This is a genomic window from Pseudomonas sp. B2021 (assembly GCF_018135665.1).
Taxonomy (GTDB): domain Bacteria; phylum Pseudomonadota; class Gammaproteobacteria; order Pseudomonadales; family Pseudomonadaceae; genus Aquipseudomonas; species Aquipseudomonas lactis.
The window spans coordinates 2,654,015-2,669,377 of sequence record NZ_SMOF01000001.1 but is presented as its reverse complement, the minus strand read 5'-3'; the positions used below and the strand labels follow the sequence as shown (position 1 = coordinate 2,669,377).

14 protein-coding genes are annotated in these 15,363 nt (G+C 60.4%); 7 read left to right on the top strand and 7 right to left on the bottom strand.

Annotated elements, in window-relative coordinates; genetic code table 11:
- The first annotated feature begins 328 nt into the window (after window positions 1-328).
- Window positions 329-2,617, top strand: a complete 2,289-nt coding sequence (metE, locus tag E1K68_RS11845) for a 5-methyltetrahydropteroyltriglutamate--homocysteine S-methyltransferase (protein WP_212614135.1) — start codon at window positions 329-331, stop codon at window positions 2,615-2,617.
- A gap of 131 nt (window positions 2,618-2,748) precedes the next feature.
- Here metE and E1K68_RS11840 read toward each other — a convergent pair whose 3' ends face one another.
- On the bottom strand, window positions 2,749-3,903 hold the full coding sequence (locus E1K68_RS11840; protein WP_212614134.1) for a DUF1624 domain-containing protein: 1,155 nt from the start codon (window positions 3,901-3,903) through the stop codon (window positions 2,749-2,751).
- Window positions 3,904-3,965: 62 nt separating this feature from the next.
- Between E1K68_RS11840 and E1K68_RS11835 the strand changes: the two genes are divergently transcribed.
- Window positions 3,966-4,508 carry a DUF924 family protein gene (locus E1K68_RS11835; RefSeq protein WP_212614133.1) on the top strand — a complete coding sequence of 181 codons (543 nt, stop codon included), beginning with the start codon at window positions 3,966-3,968 and terminating at the stop codon, window positions 4,506-4,508.
- A gap of 249 nt (window positions 4,509-4,757) precedes the next feature.
- Complete coding sequence (locus E1K68_RS11830) at window positions 4,758-5,873, top strand: MFS transporter (RefSeq protein WP_212614132.1); 1,116 nt, start codon at window positions 4,758-4,760, stop codon at window positions 5,871-5,873.
- An 11-nt stretch (window positions 5,874-5,884) separates the two neighbouring features.
- On the opposite strand, the gene E1K68_RS11825 is transcribed toward E1K68_RS11830, so the two are convergent.
- Entirely contained in the window at window positions 5,885-7,321 is a 1,437-nt protein-coding gene (locus E1K68_RS11825; RefSeq protein ID WP_212614131.1) for a hypothetical protein, read from the bottom strand.
- 146 nt (window positions 7,322-7,467) lie between these two features.
- Here E1K68_RS11825 and yfcF point away from each other — a divergent pair, with 146 nt between their 5' ends.
- Window positions 7,468-8,100 carry a glutathione transferase gene (gene yfcF, locus E1K68_RS11820; protein WP_057711776.1) on the top strand — a complete coding sequence of 211 codons (633 nt, stop codon included), beginning with the start codon at window positions 7,468-7,470 and terminating at the stop codon, window positions 8,098-8,100.
- On the opposite strand, the gene E1K68_RS11815 is transcribed toward yfcF, so the two are convergent.
- Window positions 8,059-8,343, bottom strand: coding sequence for a hypothetical protein (locus tag E1K68_RS11815; RefSeq protein ID WP_003191695.1), 285 nt, complete (start codon window positions 8,341-8,343; stop codon window positions 8,059-8,061). The genes yfcF and E1K68_RS11815 overlap by 42 nt on opposite strands.
- A 138-nt stretch (window positions 8,344-8,481) precedes the next feature.
- On the opposite strand from E1K68_RS11815, the gene E1K68_RS11810 reads away from it, so the two are divergent.
- A complete protein-coding gene (locus tag E1K68_RS11810; RefSeq protein ID WP_034135747.1) occupies window positions 8,482-9,126 on the top strand; it encodes a hypothetical protein in 645 nt (214 codons plus the stop codon).
- Window positions 9,127-9,172: 46 nt separating this feature from the next.
- Entirely contained in the window at window positions 9,173-9,514 is a 342-nt protein-coding gene (locus tag E1K68_RS11805; RefSeq protein WP_034135746.1) for a hypothetical protein, read from the top strand.
- A 145-nt stretch (window positions 9,515-9,659) separates the two neighbouring features.
- Here E1K68_RS11805 and E1K68_RS11800 read toward each other — a convergent pair whose 3' ends face one another.
- Together E1K68_RS11800 and E1K68_RS11795 are read right to left on the bottom strand one after the other, a co-directional pair.
- Entirely contained in the window at window positions 9,660-10,406 is a 747-nt protein-coding gene (locus E1K68_RS11800; RefSeq protein WP_212614130.1) for a creatininase family protein, read from the bottom strand.
- Between the two features lie 30 nt (window positions 10,407-10,436).
- Entirely contained in the window at window positions 10,437-11,165 is a 729-nt protein-coding gene (locus E1K68_RS11795) for a murein L,D-transpeptidase catalytic domain family protein (RefSeq protein WP_003191690.1), read from the bottom strand.
- Between the two features lie 39 nt (window positions 11,166-11,204).
- On the opposite strand from E1K68_RS11795, the gene E1K68_RS11790 reads away from it, so the two are divergent.
- The gene (locus E1K68_RS11790) at window positions 11,205-12,806 is read left to right on the top strand and encodes a L,D-transpeptidase family protein (protein WP_003191689.1); all 1,602 of its coding nucleotides are present in this window, start codon (window positions 11,205-11,207) and stop codon (window positions 12,804-12,806) included.
- A 134-nt stretch (window positions 12,807-12,940) separates the two neighbouring features.
- On the opposite strand, the gene E1K68_RS11785 is transcribed toward E1K68_RS11790, so the two are convergent.
- Together E1K68_RS11785 and E1K68_RS11780 are read right to left on the bottom strand one after the other, a co-directional pair.
- Window positions 12,941-14,332: a HAMP domain-containing sensor histidine kinase gene (locus E1K68_RS11785; RefSeq protein WP_003191688.1), complete on the bottom strand. Its 1,392-nt coding sequence runs from the start codon at window positions 14,330-14,332 to the stop codon at window positions 12,941-12,943.
- Window positions 14,310-14,993, bottom strand: coding sequence for a response regulator transcription factor (locus E1K68_RS11780; RefSeq protein WP_003191687.1), 684 nt, complete (start codon window positions 14,991-14,993; stop codon window positions 14,310-14,312). The genes E1K68_RS11785 and E1K68_RS11780 overlap by 23 nt, the downstream gene beginning before the upstream one ends.
- Between the last annotated feature and the right edge of the window lie 370 nt (window positions 14,994-15,363).

Below are 15,363 nucleotides of genomic sequence, written 5' to 3'. Positions count from 1 at the left end.
CGGTGCCTGCCAAAAAAGGACACGCATTGTGCCCGCACTTGGAACAGATCGAAAGGTTAGCCGGCGGTTTTTGCGCGCCACGTTAAGCATAGGGCGTAAGTATGACCGTTCATAAGAATCACCCCGTCCCCCTGTGGGAGCGCTCGAACCTAAGCGAGGCCGCGATGACGCCAGCCCTGGCACCGCAAACCCTACAGTAGCGCCGCTAAAATCAGGCCCACCTAAAAATGAGCAAATCTTGTGATGATCCAGAACAAAATGAGTTTGTCTCAAGAAACCCCTCTGCCGACAATGACCGCCATCAATCACACCATCGGAGTTGTAAGTCATGGCAGTCGCTCATTCCCTCGGGTTTCCACGCATTGGACGCGATCGTGAACTGAAAAAAGCGCAGGAAGCGTTCTGGAAGGGAGAGCTCGACGAAGCCGGCCTGCGCGCCGTTGGCCGTGATGTGCGCAGCACCCACTGGGCGCTGCAACAGCAAGCCGGCATCGAACTGTTGCCGGTGGGTGATTTTGCCTGGTACGACCAGGTGCTGACCCACTCGCTGATGTTCGGCGTGGTGCCTGAGCGATTCCGCCCGGCCGATGGCCAGGCCACTCTGCATACCTTGTTCGCCATGGCCCGTGGCGTCAGCGACAGCTGCTGCGGCGGAGCCCATGCCCAGGAGATGACCAAGTGGTTCGATACCAACTATCACTATCTGGTGCCGGAGTTCAGCGTCGATCAGCAATTCCACCTGGCGTGGGACCAACTGTTCGAAGAGGTCCAGGAAGCGCTCGACCTGGGGTACCGCGTCAAGCCCGTGGTGATCGGCCCGCTGACCTACTTGTGGCTAGGCAAGGCCAGGGGCGCTGACTTCGACAAGCTCGACCTGCTCGAACGACTGCTGCCGCTGTATGGCCAGATCTTCCAGCGCCTGGCCGATTTGGGCGTGGAGTGGGTGCAGATCGACGAGCCGATCCTGGCGCTCGATCTGCCCCAGGACTGGAAGAACGCTTTTGAGCGCGCCTATAACCTGATCCAGCGCGACCCGCTGAAAAAATTGGTGGCCACTTACTTCGGCGGCTTGGAAGAAAACCTCGGCCTGGCCGCCAACCTGCCGGTGGATGGCTTGCATATCGACCTGGTGCGTGCGCCGGACCAGTACCCGACCATCCTCGACCGCCTGCCAGCGTACAAGGTGCTGTCCCTGGGTGTGGTCAACGGCCGAAACGTGTGGCGCTGCGACCTGGAAAAAGCCCTGGCTACCTTGCAGCATGCCCATGAGAAATTGGGCGATCGTCTGTGGGTTGCGCCGTCCTGCTCGCTGCTGCACAGCCCGGTGGATCTTGAGCGGGAAGACCAGTTGGATGCCGAACTGAAAAGCTGGCTGGCCTTTGCCGTACAAAAGTGCGCGGAAGTGGCGCTACTGGCCAAGGCAGTTGACCAGCCGTCAGCACCTGACGTACTCGCCGCCCTGGCCGAAAGCCGCGCCGTGCAGGGGGCTCGTGCTGCATCGTCACGTATCCATAAACCCGCTGTTCAGGCCCGTGTCGCCGCCATCACGGCGCTGGACAGCCAGCGTCAGTCGCCGTTTGCCCAGCGCATCGAAAAGCAACGGGCCGGGCTTAACCTGCCGCTGTTCCCGACCACCACCATCGGCTCGTTCCCACAGACCGCGTCGATCCGCCTGGCGCGCCAGTCGTACAAGACGGGCAAGTTGAGCGAAGCCGAATACATCGAAGCCATGCACAGTGAGATCAAGCATGCGGTTGAGGTGCAGGAAAATCTTGGGCTGGATGTGCTGGTGCATGGTGAAGCCGAGCGTAACGACATGGTCGAGTACTTTGCCGAGCAACTTGATGGCTACGCGTTCACCCGCTTTGGCTGGGTGCAGAGCTATGGTTCGCGCTGTGTGAAACCCGCGGTGATTGTCGGCGACTTGATGCGCCCGAAAGCCATGACCGTGGAGTGGATTCGCTATGCCCAAGGGCTCACCGACAAAGTGATGAAGGGCATGCTCACAGGCCCGGTGACCATGCTGATGTGGTCGTTCCCACGGGAAGACCTGAGCCGCGAAATGCAGGCCCGGCAACTGGCCCTGGCGATTCGTGACGAAGTGGTGGACCTGGAAGCGGCCGGCATCAAGATCGTGCAGATCGACGAAGCGGCCTTTCGTGAAGGCTTGCCGTTGCGCCAGGCGCAGTGGCAGCACTACCTGGACTGGGCCACCGAAGTGTTCCGCCTGTGCGCCAGTGGCGTGGGCGATGAAACCCAGATCCACACGCACATGTGCTACAGCGAATTCAACGACGTGATCGAGTCCATCGCCGCCATGGATGCCGACGTGATCACCATCGAAACCTCACGCTCGGACATGGAGCTGCTCGACGCGTTCGAAGCCTTCGCCTACCCGAATGAGATCGGCCCGGGGGTCTACGACATCCACTCGCCACGGGTGCCGGATGCCTCGGAAATGGCCAATTTGCTGCGCAAGGCCGCCAAGCGGATTCCGGCAGAGCGTCTATGGGTGAACCCTGATTGCGGCTTGAAGACGCGAGGCTGGCCGGAAACGGAGGCGGCGCTCATCCACATGGTCACCGCCGCTCGCCAACTGCGTGCCGAACTGGCCTGATTCCTGAGCCCGGCGCGGTTAAAAACTGTGGGAGCGGGCTTGCCCGCGAATGCGGTCTTTCAGTCACAACAGCAGTGGCTGACACACCGCTTTCGCGAGCAAGCCCGCTCCCACAATTTGCCTGCATCAGGTCAGAGGTATTTGAGCCACGCCAGGTCCCGCCGCCGGGCTTTCAGGCCGGCGAACCAACGCACGGGCAAGTACAGAGCAATCGGCAACAGCAGCGCTGCCAGCCACACCGCACCGATACCGTCGAAGCCAAAGTAATTGCCATGGTTGAGGCCAAACAATGCAACGCAGGCGACATAGAGGATTTTCAACACGTACAGGTGCAACAGATAAAAGAACATCGGCGCCGCGCCGAACACTGCCAGTACGCCGATCCAGCGCTTATGCCCGGCGTGTTCAAACGCCAGCAGCAACAGCAAGCCAATCCCCAGGGTCAACGCCAGGAACAACAGCGAAGGCGGATATTTGGTGATATTGAAAAAGCTCATCAGCGTCAGCACGCTGCTGTCATACACCTGCCAAGGCTGCTCGCCATAGCCGTTGAGCGCTCGCACCAACCCAAAGCCCACCAACGCGCCCACCCCCGCGACCAGTAAATAACGCTGACGCACAGCCGGCAGCGTGGCATTGGCAAACCATGGCCCGAGGCCGTAACCCAGGGCAATCACACCGATCCATGGCAGTACCGGGTAGGTGGTGCGCAGGCGCAGGTTTTCAGAGATTTCAATCCAGTTGCGTTCATGCAAGATCGTCCACGGCACATGCCACATCGAACCCGCTGCAAAGTGCAGCCCATCGAGCAGGTTGTGCCCGGCGATAATCATCAGCGCCAAGCCGATCAGCCAGGCACGCGGTAGCCAAACCAACGCGGCAAGCGCGATCATGCTGATGCCGATGGCCCAGATCACTTGCATATAGATCACGCTGGGCGGCAGTTGGAAGGTCCACGCGAAGTTGACCAGGGTGAATTCCAGCACCACCAGGAACAGCCCGCGCTTGAACAAAAATGCCGACACGTCGCGACGGCCCTGATATTTCTGGCCATACAGCCACGCCGACAATCCGGTAAGCAGCACAAACACCGGCGCACACAGGTGGGCGAGGGTGCGGCTGAAAAACAACGCTGGCTCGGTGCTGTCAATGTTCATGGGGTCGCTGACCTGGCGGTGCAGCAAGAAGGTTTCCCGCACGTGGTCCAGCAACATGAACAGGATCACCAGGCCGCGCAGGGCGTCGATGGACAGCAGGCGTTTGCGTAAAGTCATAGCGTCAGTCATAAGTTAAGGATCACACGCAGGCACAATATTGACGTTATTCTATAACATTAAGCGAGGTAAGCATGACCCCTCAATCGGCCGAAGCGGTAATCGCGTTCTGGAAACAGGCGGGGCCCAAGCGTTGGTTTGCCAAGGACGAAGAGTTCGATGCGGACTTTCGTGACCGCTTCCACGCCACCCATATGCAGGCGGCGCGGCGTGAACTCGAACACTGGTTGACCACGGCGGATGGCGCGCTGGCGTTACTGATCCTGCTGGACCAGTACCCGCGCAACGCCTTTCGCGGCACGGCACACATGTTCGCCACCGACCCGCTGGCCCGGTTGTATGCGCGAAAGATGGTGGACGCGGGGTTGGATCAACAGGTTGAACCTCAGTTGCGCGCGTTCTGCTATTTGCCTTTTGAACATTCGGAAGACCCACAGGACCAGCAACGGTCTCTGGCCCTGAACCGGCAGTTGGATAACAGCACCTATCACTGGGCCAAGGAGCATGCCGATATCATTGAGCGGTTCGGGCGGTTTCCGCATCGCAATGGGGTGTTGGGGAGGACGACCACCGCTGCGGAACAGGTTTTTTTGGATGAGGGTGGGTTTGCGGGATAGGTACAGGAGGGGGCGCTTGCTCAAGCGCCTTTAACGGGTCCCCGATGTGTTGCGTTGGCTAGTATGGAGCTAAACCGTAGTCATTGTTACCTGAGGAAATAGCCTACAAAGTTTTGGGGCTAATCCCATACTTTGTCTGCTTGTAAAATGCTCTCGCGTGTTAAAACATCGCTGCCAAGTTAACTAATTTTGGTGGGGGGGCACGTGCAGTCGAATGTAAGGGTGCTGACTTTAGCCTGTAGTACTACCATGATGGCTCAGTTGGGCGTGACGCTTTATTTGCCCGTCACGCCTGATATTGTTGATGCTTTCGGTATGAGTGATGCCGAAGGCTACACTGCCTTACTAATCTATTTGGGCGGTGCCGCAGTTCCGTTGGTTTTTGCCGTACAACTTATTCGATTTTTTGGCCGGTCAGTCGTTCTGCTGGGGTTTTGTGGCGTCTTCTTTAGCGGAAGTATTTTATCTATATGGGTCCATGATAATGATGGTTTTTATCTTTCCAGGCTGCTCCAAGGCATTGGCGGTGGTGGAGCAGCCTTAATTGGGCGCGCATTGTTAACCGAGATCTACTCGGGAGCACGCCTGGCGAAGCAGTTGTCTTTTTTATCCTATTCATTTGTTTTTGCCTTGGTGGTAGGACAACTCGCAGGCGGCTTTTTAATTTCTTTTTTTCGCTGGGAAGTAGTGGCAGTAATCATGGCTTTTGGCTCAGTTATAACCCTTGTCCTAGTGCTGCTGGCAGCAGGGGTTTTGTCGGTTCTGGACATGGATAGAACGCGTCGCGTCAGCTGTTCAGGGTATGCAGGCATCATCAGTCGGCCCAGCTTTTATTTGCCGGTCATAGTCGGTGGATGTAGCTATGGGGTGTTTGTCGTGTATCAAGGTGTGGGCGTCTTTGTCTTTGACGTGCTTTTGGGGTGGGGAAGTGTGCAATACGGAATGCTCGGAGTATGGCTAGGGCTCGCCTATTTTTCGGGGGCGCTGACTGTAAGGTATGCATTGAATTTTACGAGTGTTTATGCACTTTCAATCACAGGTAGTAGTGTGTTGGTTGTAGCGACGTCAGTATTTCTATTTACAACTTTTGGATATTTGGATCGCCAATTTACGGTGCTGGCATATTTTGCAGCCTGGTATGCCCAGGCAATGATGTATCCCTGTGTCGCGTCTCTTGCAGTAAAAAAATACCCTGGAATGGAGTCAATGATGCTGTTCAGTTTTTTACAACAGCTGGTAGCCCTGCTGTTCGGAACGTTGGCGTCATTGCTCATTCCTCTTGGCACGCAGGGCGTAGCTTTACTCGCTTTAAGTTTAGGGGTGGGGGCGTTGTTGACGGTTCTCCTGTCAGTGCAAGAGGACTGATAGGGGGACTCTCAGGCTTCTGCCGCCGCCCGCTGCTCTACCTTCGTACGGCGAAACCGCCGTACCCCCTTAAGGTCAATCGCCCACCGCAACGCTTCAGTGGCCGAAGGGCGCGGGCCTTGGGTGATCGCCTGTTCATCCTTGCCCAGTGCACTGAGGTAACCCTGTGTACCGCCTCGTTCGCTCCAGTAATGGGTGTGGCTGAGCCAGGATCTGGCCAGCCAGCCTTTGCCATTGCCCACGGTCACCGGCAAGTCCAGCACGCCGCCGCCCATCACCGGCTTGACCGGGCCGCCGACGATGTCGCCGAATACGCCGAAGGGGGCAGGGAAGTACAGGTTGGTCCAGCGCGTGACGGCAAAGGCTGCGGCGTGGTGCAGGTAGTGCGGGGTGAAGGGCTTTTGGCCGAGCATCAGCGGTTGGCGGGCGTTGTAGCCGTAGCCTTGGGTGTCTTCGGTAGGCGGGCAGGCCGGGGCTTCGCGGCGCTCCATGCGCTGCTGGAAGTCACTGACGCTGCGGCCCAGCAACAGGCTGGCGTGGGCCATCGGGCTGCCGACGGTGACCAGGTCGGTGATGCGCCAGGGGTTGCCCAGGCCGCGCTGTTCAACGAACGCCTCGGCCTGTTGCTGACGAAAATTCAACAGGCTGCCCAGGCTGCCGTCCAGCAAGGCGCCGGCTGCGGGCAGGGCTTCCTTGACCACCGGTTGCAGCGGTTCGCGGTTGGCATAACGGGACGCCAGCTCACGGTTGCTGGGGTTCAGTTGGGTCAATTGGTCGTGGTATTCATGCCAGAGGTAGCCGACGATGTCGTAGGCAATCACGCTGCCCAAGCTGTGGCCCACGACGATGATGCGCTCGTAGTCACCCTGATTGTGCAGGGCGCGCAGCAGGTCTACACCATCAGCACGGATCTGCTCGCGCACCATTACGTTCTGCGGGTTGGGGCTTAAGTAGCGCGCGGCGTCTCCCAGGTACGCCAGCGCCGAATAGCGCAGCCCCAGTCCCATGGCCGCGAGGAGCAGGGGGATCAGCGCGAAGGGGTTGTCGTTGGCGGGCAACTGACCCCAGGCTGCGGCCAGTGCGCCGCTGGCAATCAATAGCAGTAACGCCAACACCGTCCAGCGCGTGCTACGCCAGATCGGCACGATGGCGTCGGGAATGTCGCAACGCGGGCGCTTGAAGATGTCCCACAGCCAGCCCAGCAGATGGCCGAGCTTGGTGCCCTGCATCTTGTGGGCCCAGTAGTACTCATAGAAATCTGTCGAGGTGCGGCCCGAGGACTTCAGTACGCGCAGGTCGAAGTTGCGCGACAGCCGATCCGGCTTGCTCCAGTACAGAGGTTTGCCATCGGGGGCGTCCGTGGGGATCATCGCTTCGACAAAGCCGCGCAAGGTGTCCATTGGGCGCTGCTCACCGATGCCGTGGATAACCACAACTGCTTGCTTCATGTGCTGTTCCTTCCTTGAAAATCAGCGGTAGCCATAATATTGCCACTACCCGCGCTATTCCCGCCAGGAATGCCCCCATAAAAACCCTGCATTGTCTTTATCGGCCCGGATCTCGTAGCGTGATGGCTCATCCCAGGAGATTGCCCATGAGCCAAGGCCCGCTGCACCTCTACGTTGATTCGCTGTTTACCAGCCCTTATGCCATGTCGGTGTTTGTCGCCTTGCGCGAAAAAGGCCTGGCGTTCGAGACCCTCACCCTGGACCTCGATGCCCGGCAGAACCAAGCGGCAGATTTCGCCCAACGCTCCCTGACCCAGCGCGTGCCGACCCTGGTAGATGGTGATTTTGCGCTGTCGGAGTCTTCGGCCATCACCGAGTACCTGGACCAGGCCTACCCCGAGACCAGCGTGTACCCGGCGGATGTGCAGCAGCGGGCGAGGGCGCGACAGGTCCAGGCGTGGCTACGCAGCGACCTGCTGCCGATTCGCCAGGAGCGCTCGACGCTGGTGGTGTTCTGTGGGCAGAAGAGGCCGCCGTTGTCAGCAGACGCTCAAGCCGCCGCGACCAAGTTGATCAGCGCGGCGCAAGCGTTGCTGGCGGATAACCGCGAGTACCTGTGCGGCCAGTGGTCGATTGCCGATGTGGACCTGGCGGTGATGCTCAATCGCCTGATCCTCAATGGTGACGCCGTACCCACGCAACTGGTGGCCTACGCGCAACGCCAGTGGCAGCGGCCGTCAGTGCGGGAGTGGGTCGAGCTGCGACGGCCCGCGCTCTAGCTCTGCCTGCTGGGCGACACGCCGGTCGAGGTCTTCCCAATCAGCCATGCCCAGCACGCGCATGGTGTTCAAACCGCGCAAGTAGCCGCGCAGTTGCTCGGCGCTGGCGCTGCCTTTTGCGGCGTCGGCGTTTGAGTCCAGCAGCACGGTTTCGTACTCGACCAGGTAGTCGGCGACCCGCTCGCGAAACTCTGGCAGTACTGCCTCGCGGATACGATCGAAGATTTTCTGGTAGGGCTTCATGGCGGGGTCCTTATAGATTTTATGGGCGGCCTGACACTATCGGTTCAAATGATAGTCACCATCAAGGATCACAAGTTCTGTTTTTTCGCCAAACGCGCAGAATCGGCACATCGAGACGCAGCCCAAGGAAAATGCGCGATGAGGACGATTATCCAGTTGGCTTTGATGGCCCTGATGCTGGGCACCGCGGTCATGACCACCCCGGCGATGGCCGATCAAGTGCGTACAGGCCATTTGCTGCCCCTGGTGGGTAGCGTAGACTCCCTGCAGCGTGCCCAGTCGGTGGGGGTGTTGTTCAGTGAAAACACCCGCGACAACCTCAGCTACCTCGAACGCTACCACGCCATGGCACTGAACGGCGCCAAGGATGCGCTGGATGGGCGGATTCGCGAGGCGTTCGTCAACAGCTCCGACCCGGAACTGGCGATCGACTGGTTGATGCACTCGTTGCAGGGCACTTTTGCCTCGGTGACGGTCTATAGCAGCCTGGATGCCCTGGTGCAGGCGCACCCGGATGTGGTGGTGGTGCTCGATACCCATAACCAATTGCTCACCCAGCGTAATGACCGGGTCGAGGCGCGCTTTGTCGCACGCTTCTTTGATGCGAACCTGCAGTTTATCGCCAAGGCCGAAGGCTCGGTGGACAAGCACGTGCCGTCCGTGTGGGTGCATGACAAGGCGGCCCCGGAGATTGCTGCACTGATCGAGCAACAACGCGATGTACAGCAAGATGCCCTGAAGCAGTTCGATGCGTCGCTCAAGGCCCTGGTTCGCGCAGGTTGACCCGCGAATGGTTGTGAACCCTATTTGGTTATTTTCAGGAATGAATATGCGCTCTTTCTTCGCCCCGGCCCTGGCTTGTGCTTCGTTGTTGCTGACCGGCTGTATCACGGCGCCCAATGCCCCATCGCTGACCCTGCAAACCAACAAGACCCCCGACGGCTATGTGCAATGCGTATTGCCCAAGCTGGAAAAGCATGGCATCACCTCGACCGTTACCCAGAACTCGCGCCACGCCAAGGTGCTGTTGACCAGCAAGATTGCCGCCGATGATGTGCTGGAGGCCTACAAGTCCCAGGACGGCACCAAGGTGTTCCTGTATGAGCGCAAGCCGCTGGCTTCGGCGATCAAGCCGTCACGGCTTGAGCAGGCCGCCCAGGATTGCAAATAAACCCGCACATGCACCGCAACCCCACCCTGTAACCAATGTGGGAGCTGGCTTGCCTGCGAAAGCGGTGGTTCAGTTGAAGATTCAGTGGCTGACACACCGCCTTCGCGGGCAAGCCCGCTCCCACAGGGTATTGGCCCCATTTGGCTCAGGGTTTGGCTTCGTTGCTGAAGCTGTCGACGGCCTTGACCAGCCCTTGCGCCGCCAACGCCACCAACTCACCGCCTTTCTCCACGGTGGCCAACGCCGGGTCCGAGCCCATGCGGCCGTCAGGGAAGCGCGCACGGAAGTCCAGGGCTTCGCGAATCGGGCCGGTGTTGGCGATTTGCGGTGAGTACTCGGCAGATTTGATCGAGTCCGGATACGCCCACTGCGTCACGGCAATTTCCGACGGCGTGGCGTGGCTGCCATGCCCGACCGGGAATTGACGCTGGGCCAGGTCAGTGACGCCTTCCAGGTCCCACCAATTCACCAGCTTCAGCGCGAACCCGGCCGGGCGGCGGGCGAAGCTGGCTTCGGCGTACAGCTCTGAGAACGCCGCTTCAATCGTGGCGATATTGCCGCCGTGGCCGTTGAGGAACAGGATCTTTTCGAAACCATGCCCGGCCAGCGAACGCACCCAGTCGCCAATCGCAGCGATAAAGGTGGAAGGGCGCAGGGAGATGGTGCCGGGAAAGCCCAGGTGGTGTTGGGCCATGCCGATATTGAAGGTCGGGCCGACGAGGATGTCGGCGTGCTTCTGGGCGTGGTGGGCGATGATCTCCGGGCACATCCAGTCAGTGCCCAACAGGCCAGTGGGTCCATGTTGCTCGTTGGAGCCGATGGGAATCACCACCGTGCGGCTGCGTTCCAGGAACTGCCCGATTTCGATCCAGGTGGAGGTGTGTAGAAGCATGCGACGCTCTCTTTTATCTATGGGGACAGGCTATCCGCCACGGATTGTACGACTACTCGCCACCTGTTGGGGTTTGCAATTGAGGTAGGTCGATGACTTCAGCCAGCGCTGGTCGGGGTACCACGAAAACATGAACTGCCCGTCCTTGAGCTTGTCCACCACTTGGCGGGCGACCTGCGGGCGCACGGCCGGGCAACCCTGGCTGCGGCCAATGCGGCCTTCGCGCTTGCTCCACAACGGGCTGACGTAATCGGCGGCATGAATCACGATGGCGCGGTCGCGGGCCTGGTCATTGAAGCCCGGCTCCAAGCCATCCATGCGCAGCGAGTAGCCATGGGCGCCCAGGTAGCTTTCCTGGGTGCGGAACAACCCCAGGCTCGACTGGTGGCTGCCTTCGAGATTGGAGAACTGGGTGGCGAAGTTTTCCCCGGACTTGGCACCGTGGGCCACCAGGTCGCGCAATACCAAGGTCTTTTTGCGCAAGTCGAAGATCCACAGGCGACGGGCGGTCGAGGGCTGGGAGTAGTCAATAACCGCTAGGCGATCGGAACGTTCCTCGCCGTTATTGACCGCGCACTGCACGGCGCTCAGGGCGCTTTTGAGGACGGTGGGATTGAGTTCTGGAGCAGAGCGCGCCAGGCTGCTATACAGGGAAAGAGAGGTGCCATTGGCGGCGAGCGCAACATTGCTCAATAAAGCCAGGCACCCGGTGATCAAGCCCAGGCTGGTTAGCCTGCGCCTGCGTATAAAAGTCAGCATCTACAGTCGAGTCCCCGCTGTGGAGTGGAGCTAAGTCAATTGTTCAAAAAACACGCATGTTACTTGAGCATTTGCCTGCTCGTTGCACCATTGGTCGCTACAGCCGAAACGCTGCCGTTAGAACCACTGCCCGTCACCACCCCTGCACCGGTCGCGCTCGCGCCGCTGCAACAGGCCTTGGCGCAGTTGACCAGTGTCTGCCCGCACCTTGCGCCGCGTATCGATGCCGCCGCGTTGGCGCGCCTGCAAACCTTTTACCAGCAGCAGGGCGATGCCCCGCTATGGGCGGCTGACGAACGCCGGCAAGCCTTGCATGCCCAGTTGCTGATGCTTGCCGACGATGGCCTGGACCCCACCCACTATAGCTTGCCTGCGGCGGATGCCACGGCCAACGTGCTGTGCAGCGATATCGCCAACAGCCAGCAGTACCTGCAAGCTCTGCAGGATTTGCACTACGGGCGCCTGCAGCAATCGCGCTTTGAGCCCCTCTGGCATTCCCAGCCACCCAGTGGCGATCCGAATACCGAGGTGCTGGCGTTCGCCGCCACCGGCCTGCGAGACATGGCCCAAGCCTTCGATCAGGCCCGGCCCAGCGCCGATTTGTACCGCAGCCTGCGCAATGCCTATGCCGGCGTGCGCCAGCAACCGCTGCCCCATTGGGACCCGGTCGCCGAGGGCACGTTGTTGCGTCCTGGGATGAATGACCCTCGCGTGCCGGAACTGGCGCGGCGCCTGCACAGCGGCGGCTACCTGGCCCAGTTACCCAGCGGCAACGGCAAGCAGTACCAGGGCGAACTGGTCAAGGCGGTGAAAGCCTTCCAGCTCAGCCACTCGTTGCAGGCCGACGGCGTGATCGGCGCCGGCACCGTGGCCGAACTCAATATCAGCCCGGCGATGCGTCGTGAACAACTGCGCATCAACCTGGAGCGCTTCCGCTGGCTGGCCCAGGACCTGGAGCCTGAAGGCGTCGTGGTCAATGTGGCCGCCGCGCAACTGAGCGTGTACCAGAGCGGCATCCCGGTGTGGCAAACCCGCCTGCAAGTGGGCCGGGCCGAACGCCAGACGCCGTTGCTCAAGTCGCGCATCACCCGGCTGACCCTCAACCCCACCTGGACCATCCCGCCGACCATCATGCGCGAGGACAAACTGCCGGCCATCCGCCTCAACCCTGAATACCTGCGCCAGCAAAACCTGCAAGTGCTCGACGCCGAAGGTCACCCGTTGACCCCCGACCAGGTCGACTGGGCGCGCCCCGGCAATATCCTGCTGCGCCAGCAGGCCGGCCCGCGTAACCCGCTGGGCAAGATTGTGATGCGCTTTCCCAACCCGTATTCGGTGTACCTGCACGACACCCCCAGCCAACCGTTGTTCACCAAGGGCCCGCGGGCGTTCAGTTCGGGATGCGTGCGGGTCGAGCAACCGTTGTTATTGCGCGACCTGCTGGTAACGCCGGCCGAACGCACTCGCACCGATGAGCTGTTGGCGACCGGCGAAACCCATGAATTCAGGTTGGCCACGCCGGTACCGGTGCTGTTGGGGTATTGGACGGTAGAAGTGGATCGCCAGGGTGAGTTGGTGTACGCGCCGGATATTTATGCGCGTGACCCGGCGTTGATCAAGGCCATGGGCAGCGTGTTGTAGCGCCCATGGTCTTGATACGCATGTAGGAGCGAACTTGCTCGCGAAAAACGCCAACGATAACGCGCGCTTCCTGAATAAACGCGGCGCCCGTGAGTTTTTCGCGAGCAAGCTCGCTCCTACATTGCGTTAGGGTTCTATTCCGGCATCAATTGTTGGCGGCATTCGAGCACCAACCGGGCGCCGCCCAACTCACTGGTGCCGACCTCCAGCTTGAAACCGTGCAGATTGATGATCGCCGCCACAATCGACAGGCCCAGGCCAAAACCGCCTTGCTGATCACTCTCATCGACCCGATAGAAGCGCTGGAACACCGACGCACGCTCGGCGGCTGGAATGCCTGGCCCGGAGTCGAGCACTTCGATGCGCGTACTGCCCAGGTCGTTGACTGCCCGCAGGATCACCTTGCCCTTGGGCGGGGTGAACTTGATCGAATTACTCAGCAGGTTGGCCAGGGCTTCGAATAGCAGCGCACGGTCACCGGTAATCCACGGCAGTGAGTCAGGCGCCTGCAACACCAACTCCAGTTCGCCTTCTTCGGCCAGGGGCAGATAGAAGTCATGCAGCTCGCGCAGCAACGGCAGCGGGTCCAGCACCAGGAAGCCCGAGCGGCGCTGGTGGTCTTCCAGTTCGGAAATGCGCAGCAGCCCGCGAAAGCGCGCCATCAGGGTGTCGGTTTCGGCGATGGCGTCATCGAGTTTTACCGCGTGGGCCGAGTCTTCCTCGGCTTGTTGCTTGATGCGGTAAAGCTGGGCGCGCAAGCGGGTGAGGGGGGTGCGCAGGTCGTGGGCGATGTTGTCGCACACGCCCTTGACCTCGTTCATCAGTTTTTCGATGCGGTCGAGCATCGCGTTGACGATGGCGGCGAGCATGTCTAGCTCGTCGCGCCGGTCGGACAGCGGCAGGCGGTGCGTGAGGTCGCCGGCGACGATGGCCTCGGCGCTGGCCTGAATCCCACGAATGCGCCGCAACGGGCGACGGCGCAGCAGGTGCCAGCCAGCAGCGCCGGGGATGATGGTCAAAGAGAGCGCCCACAGCAGGGCGTGCCAGATAATCCGTGTGACCCCGAACAGCGAGCCGTTGGCGCGCACCAACACCAGCCAGCGGCCGTCTTCGGTGTGGGTGGCCACCGCGTCGCAGCTGTCCTTGGGCAGTTTGGGGTCATCCGATTGCACGCAATTGGTCAGGGCGTGGATCTTGCCATCCAGCGGCAAGTCGGGTGGTACGGTGCGGATCGGCCCGCTCAAGGGACGAAAGTGCTCATCGAACAGGCCATAGGCGTCCACGCCCTTCATGTCGAAGGTCATGCTGGTGGTGAGCGCCTCCACCAGCTCTTCGCCGTCAAAACGCTGGAACAGGTGCTGGCGTTGCAGCAGGGAATGGCGCGACAAGTCGCTGAGGTAGCCCGACACTTCGTAGTACAGCACCCCCATGAGGATGCAGCTCCAGGCCACGAACAACGAACTGTACAGCGCCAGCAAGCGGCTGCTGGAAGAGCGCCAGCCTTTAGAGGGGTTCAGCAATGACATAGCCCGAGCCTCGTACCGTGCGGATCAGCGGCGTGAGGCCCGGTGGGTCGATTTTCTTGCGCAGACGGCCAATGTGCACGTCGATCAGGTTGGTGCCGGGGTCGAAGTGATAGCCCCAGACTTCCTCGAAAATCATCATCCGCGACAGGATCTGCCCGGTGTTGCGCATCAGGAACTCAAGCAGTTTGTATTCGGTGGGTAGCAGGGTCAGCGGCTGGTCGGCGCGGCTGGCTTCGCGGCTGATCAGGTTCAGTTCCAGGTCGGCCACGCGCAGGGCGGTTTCGAATTCCTGGACCGTGCTTTTACGCCGCAGCAGCACCTCGACACGGGCGGCCATTTCATCCGAGGCGAACGGTTTGGTCAGGTAGTCATCGCCGCCAGCACGCAGGCCGCGCACGCGCTCGTCGACATCGGAGAGGGCGCTGATCATCAGGATCGGCGTGGACACCCCAATGGTGCGCAACGTGGTGACGATGGCCAAGCCATCGAGTTCGGGCAGCATGCGGTCGAGGGTGATCAGGTCGTAATCACCACTCACAGCGCGGACCAGGCCCTCGCGGCCGTTGTCCACCCAATCTACGTCCAGTCCATGGCTACTCAGCTCGGCGACAATCTCGCGGGCCGTTACGGCGTCATCCTCGATGGTCAAAATGCGGGTCATAGGATTACCTGGTGAGCGTTCACACTAGAAGTGGCGACATCTTGCCAAGAAGTCGCTGAATGTTTCCTAAATAAAACTTCATCTTCCTGAAACTGACACTACATCGAACACTGTGGGAGCTGGCTTGCCTGCGATGGCGGCCTACCAGCCGACACCTATCTAGCTGACGCCCCGCGATCAAATTGTGGGAGCGGGCTTGCTCGCGAAGGCGGCCTGGCAGTCGACACAGTTGGATTGTGTGCATATCCATTGCTGCGGTAACGGCCGCTTAGGGTTCCGCCCTGACGGCGTCTTACTTTTGAAAAGCCGGAATGCCGGCCCAGACAAAAGTAAGCAAAACGCTCTTGCCCCACCACTCGGCACCTCGCTT